Raw genomic sequence first — 6,687 nt, forward strand, 5'->3', positions numbered from 1 at the left:
CACTGACAGGACCCCGGGTCCTGCGCTGGCAGGGCCTCGGGACGCGTACCGGCAGGGCCTCGGGTCGTGCGCCGGCGGAACGCTGGGAGGTGTCAGACCAGCCGGGCGGTGGTGGGGGTGTCGGTGCCGTGGCGGCGGGCGTCGCGGCGGGCGTGGCCGGGGGTGGGGCCGGTGCCGAGGACGCGGCCGTCGGCGAGGGCGAGCCAGGTGCCCGGGGGCGTGCCGTCGGGGACGGGGGCGGCGAGGGCGGCGGCGGGCTCGTGGCCGACGGAGGACGGCAGCGGGAGAGGGAGCGGGTGGCCCTCGCGCCACTGGGCGGTGGTGCGCTCACCGCCGGTGCGGCGGCGCCAGTACAGGTGCTGGGCGACGATCAGCGGGCCCAGGGCGGTGAGCAGCGGGAATCCGCTGGTGAGCCAGCCGGCGGCGAAGCAGGCGCTGACCGCGCTGGTGGTGAGCAGGCCGACGAGGGCGGCGACGGTGGCGGCGGTGCGGCCGTGGGCCTTGGCGGCGACGAGCGGGTAGAGGACGAGCAGCAGGAGGTCGCCGAGGCCGACGGCGACGGGGGCCGGGCCGCCGGTGAGGGCGAGCAGGGGGGCGAAGGGGCGGTCCTGGACCTGTTCGAAGAAGCGGGTGGTGGTGTCGGTGAGGGTGGTGGCGGCCAGGTCGTAGCCGGTGAGGACGGCGGCCAGGGCGGCGGTGTGGCCGGAGCGCAGGCCGCTCTGGGTCCAGAGGTTGGCGACGCCGACGACGGCGGTGGCGATCATCAGGTCGCTGCCGGCGCGGGCGGCGGCGGGGTGGCCGGTGAGGGCAGCGAGCGCGGTGGCGGCGGTGGCGGTGAGGGCGGCGGCCCAGGACCAGGGGGTGGCGCGCAGCGGGGTGGCGGCGAGCAGCGGGGCGAGGGTGAACTGGACGGCGAGGCAGGCGACGAGGCCGAAGACGGCGGAGACGGCGGCCGCGGGCAGGGTGGTGTAGAGCAGCGGGGCGAGGACGACTCCGGCGCACAGGACGGCGATGTCGCCGCCGGTGTAGACGCCGACCGGGGGGCGGGGCATCCGGACGCGGGCGAGGTACCAGGCGGCCAGGGCGGTCTCGGCGGCGACGGCTGCGCTGAGGGCGGCCAGGGCGGCGGGGTCGACGGTCATTCAGCGCCTTCCGGGGACACGGTCGGGGGCGGCGGGGGTGCCGGGGGCGGCGGGGACGTCGAAGGTGTCGAGGGCGTCGAAGGTGTGCTCGCGCAGGTCGGCGCGCAGGGGTGCGGTCGGCGGCATGGCGGCGCGGTCCTCGTACAGCAGGATGTCGGCCAGGCGCAGGCCGGCGGCGCGGGCGCGGTCCTCCAGGCGGCCGCGCAGGGCGGTGGCGGGCAGGCGGTCGACCAGCAGGTGCAGGCGGGCCGGTCCGCCGGGGCCGTCGGGGCCGTCGGTGAGGGCGTGGCGGGCGGGCAGCGGGACCTCGGGTTCGGCTTCGACCAGGTCGAGCACCTCGCGGGTGGTGACGGTGCGGCTGAGCGGGCCGTTCCAGCGGCCGAGGATCTCGGAGGTGGCGGGCAGGTGGGCGAGTTCGCAGTCGGGCGGCTCGGCGGGGAGGCGTACCAGGTCGCCGGTGGCGTAGCGCAGCAGCAGGGTGCACTCGCGGTAGGGCACGTAGGGGGTGTGCACGACGGTGCCGGTGCCGCCGGGGGCGGTGGGTTCCCAGGTGAGCGGGTCGAGGACTTCGAGGTGTCCGAACTCGGTGGTGTGGTGGAGGTGGCCCCGGGTGCAGGGGGTGGCGCCGGAGGGCAGGATCTCGGTCATCAGGTAGGCGGAGGTGGCGGTGGCGCCGAACACGGCCTCGGCGCGCCGGCGCAGCGGTGCGGAGAGCACCTCGCCGCCGACGCTGATCGACTCCAGGCCGAAGTCGGCTTCGCGCCACTTGTGCTGTTCGGCCTCCTGGACGAGGGCGGCCAGGTAGGAGGCGGAGGTGGTGAGGTGGGTGACCTGGGGGTCCTTGCCGGGCAGGCCGAGCGGGGCGGCGAGGCGGTCGAGGGCCACGGCGGGGGCCACGGTGCCGAGTTGGACGAAGCCGGCGCCGGCGCGGGTGGCCGACTCCTCGGCGTTGACCAGGGACAGGGTGGCACGGGAGCAGCCGGCGTAGGCGACGGTGTGGCGGGGGCGCAGGCCGAGGCCGAGCACGGCGGAGATGGTGCTGAAGGCGATGGCGCACTCGAGTTCGGCGCGGGAGAACCACACGGCGGTGGGGGTGCCGCTGGTGCCGGTGGTGAGCGCCTGCAGGGCGGGGCGGGCGGTGTCGGAGACGAAGGCGGCGGGCAGGGCGCGCAGGGCCTGTTTGGGGGTGACGGGGACGCGTGACCAGTCCTCGGGCTCCAACCGGTCGGGGTCGAGGCCGAGTTCGGCGAAGGTGCGGCGGTAGTAGGCGGTGTGCCGGGCCGCGGTGCGGGCGGTGGCGCGCAGGCTGCGGCGGGCCACTTCGCGCCGGACCTGCGGGTCGACGTGTCCGGCGCGGCCGGGCAGCAGGGCGGAGTCCTCGCCGGGCTCGCCGAACTCGGCGATGGTGGCGACCAGGTCCCGGGCGAGGCGCTCCAGGTCGCGGGGTTGGATCCGACGGTTCGTCAGGATTGCTGCGCCGTAGCGCAGTTGGCTCAGCGCGGTCGCGAACAAGCGGACTCCCAGGCCAGGGTCGGACGATGGGCCACCCGGCCCCGGCCGGGGTCGGTCGGATCAGACCATGTGCAGGAACATCGCGGCGGTGAGGGTGCTGAAGGCGTACTTGAGGTAGTGCTTGACCATGATCGGTTCTCCCTCGTACGGGCGGCCGGCCGCCCTGGCCGGGCGCAGCGGCGGATGTCCGGGGCCGGGTTCCGGCCTGCGGGCAACGGCAGTATAGGGACGGTCCGGCGGTGTGCAACAGGCTATGTGCACGGCCAACCTTCCGCTTGTGCAGGGGAGTTCGGTGTTGTGGGTGTGCGGTGGGGGTGTTCTGGGCACGATCTGACGAATCCATGCCGGGTGCCGGCCGTGCGACGGTCCGACACCCCCTCCCCCGAGGAGTCCCCTTGACGAACACGTTCCTGCGGCGGCTGTCCTTACCCGCCGCGCTCGCCGTCCTGACGGTCGCGGCGTCGGCCTTCGCCACCGGTACGGCCCACGCGGCCGAGCCGGGCGGCCCATGTGACCCCCGCGTCTCCCGGACCGGGCTGTACGAGGTCTCGACCGCCGTCGTCGAACCGGTGCTCACCCACTGGAAGGGCATCACCATCGCCCCGGGCACCACCGGCTCCGTCGAGACCACCGTGACCGAGGTCCAGAACGTCAGCACGACCTTCAACGCCTCGACCGAGATCAACGCGGAGGCGGGGGCGTTCTTCGCGAAGGTCTCCATCAAGGTCGGCTTCTCCGTCCAGACCAGCAAGTCCACCACCAGCACCTGGTCCCAGAAGGTCACGCTGAACTTCTCCCGCCCCGGCGACTACGCGGTGTTCAAGGGCACCAACCGCGTCCAGGGCAAGGCCGACGAGTACGTCTGCCTCCCCCGCGGCGGCTGGGGCAACAACGACCCCGGTGACGGGTACTGGGCCTACGCCTTCGGCTCCCACCCCACCTACAGCACCTTCGACGCCGAGATCGAGGGCACCGTCTCCTGCGACACCCCGGTCAACCCCGGCACCGTCCAGGAGCTGGCCCGCAACAAGCTCGTCTGCCACTGAGCCCCACCCCCGCCCGGGGCCGGTCCGTGCCCAGGACCGGCCCCGGGCGGGTCAGCGCCGGGGTACGGCGGTGTGCGGGATGGCGAGGTCGGCCATGCGGTGCAGGACGGCGGCGGGGATCGCGGGGTTCCTGGCGGCGGTGTCGGCCCGGCACGGGTCGAGCAGCAGCACCACCAGCTCCTCCGGGGGCAGGGCCGGGTTGACGCGGGCGAAGTGCCGCACGCCGCTGTCGGGGTCGGCCGCGAGCGCGGCCGCGGTGACGGGGGCGAGCCGGGGGTCGGCGGCGGCGGCCCGGCGGACGGCCGGGTCGGGGTCGGCGGCGGCCCGTTCGACGTGGGCGGCGGTGGCGGCGGGGTCGTCGAGGGCCAGGGCCCGCAGGCGCGGGTTCGGGTCGGCGGCCAGGCGCAGCAGGCCCAGGCGGGGGAAGCGGGGGTGGTTGCGCGGGCGGCCCGGGAAGGAGAGGCTGCCGTCCCACCAGCCCGCCATGTCCAGGAGCATCCGGGCCGGGGCGTCCTCGCAGGACTCGGCGAGGAGGATCCGCACCGCGCGGTCCTCGTCGCGGGCGAGGAGTTCGGCGACGTCGGCGGGCAGGCGCGGAGCCCGGGCGACGCTGCGGCGGACCAGAGTCTTCGGGGAGGCGGCGAGCAGGCGCATGGCCTCGGCGTCCGCGTGCCGGGCGACGACCCACGGCAGCTCCCCGGCGTGGGCGGCGGGGTCGATGTCGGGGACGTCAGCGGCCAGCGCGGCGAGTTCGGTGAGTTCTGCGGGGGGTGAGGGGCGGGGCCGCCTCGTCCGGCGGGGGCTTGAGGGCGCTCCCGGCCAGTTCCGCGAACAGCTCGCGCAGCGCCGCCCCGGGCGTGGCGGCGATCAGCCGCTCCCACTGGGCCGGTGACAGCCGGCCGCTCTCCGCGGCGCCCATCCGCACGCGCCGGTCGGGGTGGGCGATCGCGGCGTCCAGGACTCCGTCGGGCAGGTCGTCGCGGTCCAGGAAGTGGTGCTCGCCGGTGTCCAGGAGGCGCAGGAGCAGGTCGGCGGGGGCCGCGCGGTTGTGGCCGAGCCCGGACAGCCAGGCGAGGCCGGTCGCGCGGTCGACGGCGGTGGCGCGGGTCAGCGGGGCCCAGACGGGGCCGGGCTCGGCGGGCTCGACGGGCTGTCCGGCCTCGGCAGGGGGTGTCGGTGCTGGTGTCACCGGCGGGAGCCTACGCCCGCCGCCCGTACGGCCCGCGGGGCGGGGCCGGGCAGGTCGGAGCGGCGGGGACGGGCGGAAACGCCGGCGGCGCGGCGGCCCGGACACCCGATCCCCCAGGTGTCCGGACCGCCGCGCCGCCGGTGCGCGGTGCCCCGGGTCAGCCCGCGAGGGTGCGGGCCAGGGCGTCGAGGCCGTCGGCGTAGATGCCGGTGAACAGGTCGACGACCTCCTGCTCGGTGGCGCCGACGGGGTTGAAGCGGCCGGACCACTGGACCTCGGCGAGGTCGGCGCGGCCGGGGACGGCGTGGACGCGGATGGTGGAGACGTAGCCGTCGACCGGGAACGGGGCCTGGAGGATGGCGTAGCTGTACTGCCGCTCGGTCTCGTTGAAGTCGACGAGGCGCTCGACGATGACGTCGCCCTCGGGGTTCTTCAGGCTGCGCACGCGGCCGCCCTCGGAGGCGGTGCTCTCGGGGATGTAGGGCAGCCAGTCGGGCAGGGCGTCGAAGCCGCCGATGAGGGCCCAGACCTTCTCGGGGGTGGCGGGGACGGTACGGCTGACGGAGGTGGAGGCCATGGTCGTTTCTCCTGTCACTGCGGTGGGGTGTGCGGGTGGTCAGGCGTTGTTCGGCAGCGGGGCGGCCGGGCTGACCAGGCCGGCGGCGCGCAGCTCCTGCCAGAACGCGGCCGGGACGGTCTCGTTGAGGGCGGCGACGTCCTCGGCGATGCGGCCGGGCTTGGTGGCGCCGGGGACGGCGGCGGCGGTCACCGGGTGGGCGAGGGAGAACTGCAGGGCGGCGGCCTTGATGGAGACGCCGTGCTTGGCGGCCAGGGCCTTGAGCTCGGTGACGCGCTCGATGATGTGGGCGGGGGCCTGCTGGTACTCGAAGTGGGTGCCGCCGGCGAGGATCCCGGAGCTGTAGGGGCCGCCGACGACCATGTCGACGCCCTGCTCCTGCGCCATCGGCAGCAGCCGCTGGAGGGCGTGGTCGTGGTCGAGGAGGGTGTAGCGGCCGGCGAGGAGGAAGCCGTCGGGCTGCGGCTCGTCCAGGGCCAGGGTGAGCTCGATCGGCTCGGTCTTGTTGACGCCCAGGCCCCAGGCCTTGATAACGCCCTCGTCGCGCAGGCGGGACAGGACGCGGAAGGCGCCGGTGCGGGCCTCCTCGAACTTGGCGAGCCACTGGTCGCCGTGGAAGTCCTGGGCGATGTCGTGGACCCAGACGATGTCCAGGCGGTCGGTGCCCAGGCGCTTGAGGCTGTCCTCGACGGAGCGCTCGGTGGCCTCGGCGGTCCACACGTGGAGCATCTTGTTCGGGTTGCCGTGCTCGAAGAGGCCGCCCTTCTCGCCGAGGTCGCGGGCGCCCTCCTCCAGCTCGTCGAGGATGACGCGGCCGACCTTGGTGGACAGGACGTACTCGTCGCGCGGCTTGGTGGACAGCACCTCGCCCAGGCGCTCCTCGGAGAGGCCGGCGCCGTAGAAGGGGGCGGTGTCGAAGTAGCGGACGCCCTGGTCCCAGGCGGCTTCGACGGTGGCCAGGGCCTCGGCGTCGGGGATCGCGCGGAACATGTTGCCGAGCGGGGCGGTGCCGAAGCCGAGCTTGCCGGGGAGGATGTTCTTCAGGGACATGTCACTGCCTTTGCGGAGCGGGCGGGCGTCATGGGGGACCCGCCGGGGGTTGCGTCCGCACCGAAGGATTAGTGCAAACGCGCCTTACATGCAGGAACAATAGTTGCATACGCGTGGCAATGCAAGGGGTGGGCCGATCCCGCCGTCTACGGCCGCGGGCGGGGGCGGGGC

General features: G+C 75.1%; 7 protein-coding genes. 1 reads left to right on the top strand and 6 read right to left on the bottom strand.

From position 1 onward, the window contains the following. Positions 1 to 92: 92 nt before the first annotated feature. Together ACFRQN_RS22955 and ACFRQN_RS22960 are read right to left on the bottom strand one after the other, a co-directional pair. Complete coding sequence (locus tag ACFRQN_RS22955; RefSeq protein WP_380741741.1) at positions 93 to 1,142, bottom strand: hypothetical protein; 1,050 nt, start codon at positions 1,140 to 1,142, stop codon at positions 93 to 95. Then, positions 1,143 to 2,654 (bottom strand): phenylacetate--CoA ligase family protein, encoded by a 1,512-nt coding sequence (locus ACFRQN_RS22960; RefSeq protein WP_380741743.1) that lies wholly within the window; start codon positions 2,652 to 2,654, stop codon positions 1,143 to 1,145. It abuts the gene before it with no gap. A 395-nt stretch (positions 2,655 to 3,049) separates the two neighbouring features. Between ACFRQN_RS22960 and ACFRQN_RS22965 the strand changes: the two genes are divergently transcribed. Then, positions 3,050 to 3,700: a hypothetical protein gene (locus ACFRQN_RS22965; protein ID WP_074005389.1), complete on the top strand. Its 651-nt coding sequence runs from the start codon at positions 3,050 to 3,052 to the stop codon at positions 3,698 to 3,700. Positions 3,701 to 3,751: 51 nt separating this feature from the next. Here ACFRQN_RS22965 and ACFRQN_RS22970 read toward each other — a convergent pair whose 3' ends face one another. The 4 genes from ACFRQN_RS22970 to ACFRQN_RS22985 all read right to left on the bottom strand — a co-directional run bounded on the left by ACFRQN_RS22970 (position 3,752) and on the right by ACFRQN_RS22985 (position 6,516). Further along, on the bottom strand, positions 3,752 to 4,354 hold the full coding sequence (locus ACFRQN_RS22970; RefSeq protein ID WP_380741746.1) for a hypothetical protein: 603 nt from the start codon (positions 4,352 to 4,354) through the stop codon (positions 3,752 to 3,754). 76 nt (positions 4,355 to 4,430) lie between these two features. Then, positions 4,431 to 4,889 carry a hypothetical protein gene (locus ACFRQN_RS22975; protein ID WP_380741748.1) on the bottom strand — a complete coding sequence of 153 codons (459 nt, stop codon included), beginning with the start codon at positions 4,887 to 4,889 and terminating at the stop codon, positions 4,431 to 4,433. A gap of 157 nt (positions 4,890 to 5,046) precedes the next feature. Then, positions 5,047 to 5,466: an SRPBCC family protein gene (locus ACFRQN_RS22980; protein WP_380741750.1), complete on the bottom strand. Its 420-nt coding sequence runs from the start codon at positions 5,464 to 5,466 to the stop codon at positions 5,047 to 5,049. A gap of 39 nt (positions 5,467 to 5,505) precedes the next feature. Then, entirely contained in the window at positions 5,506 to 6,516 is a 1,011-nt protein-coding gene (locus ACFRQN_RS22985; RefSeq protein WP_074005386.1) for an aldo/keto reductase, read from the bottom strand. Positions 6,517 to 6,687 lie beyond the last annotated feature (171 nt).

The sequence above is a fragment of the Kitasatospora sp. NPDC056800 genome (assembly GCF_042789775.1).
GTDB lineage: Bacteria > Actinomycetota > Actinomycetes > Streptomycetales > Streptomycetaceae > Kitasatospora.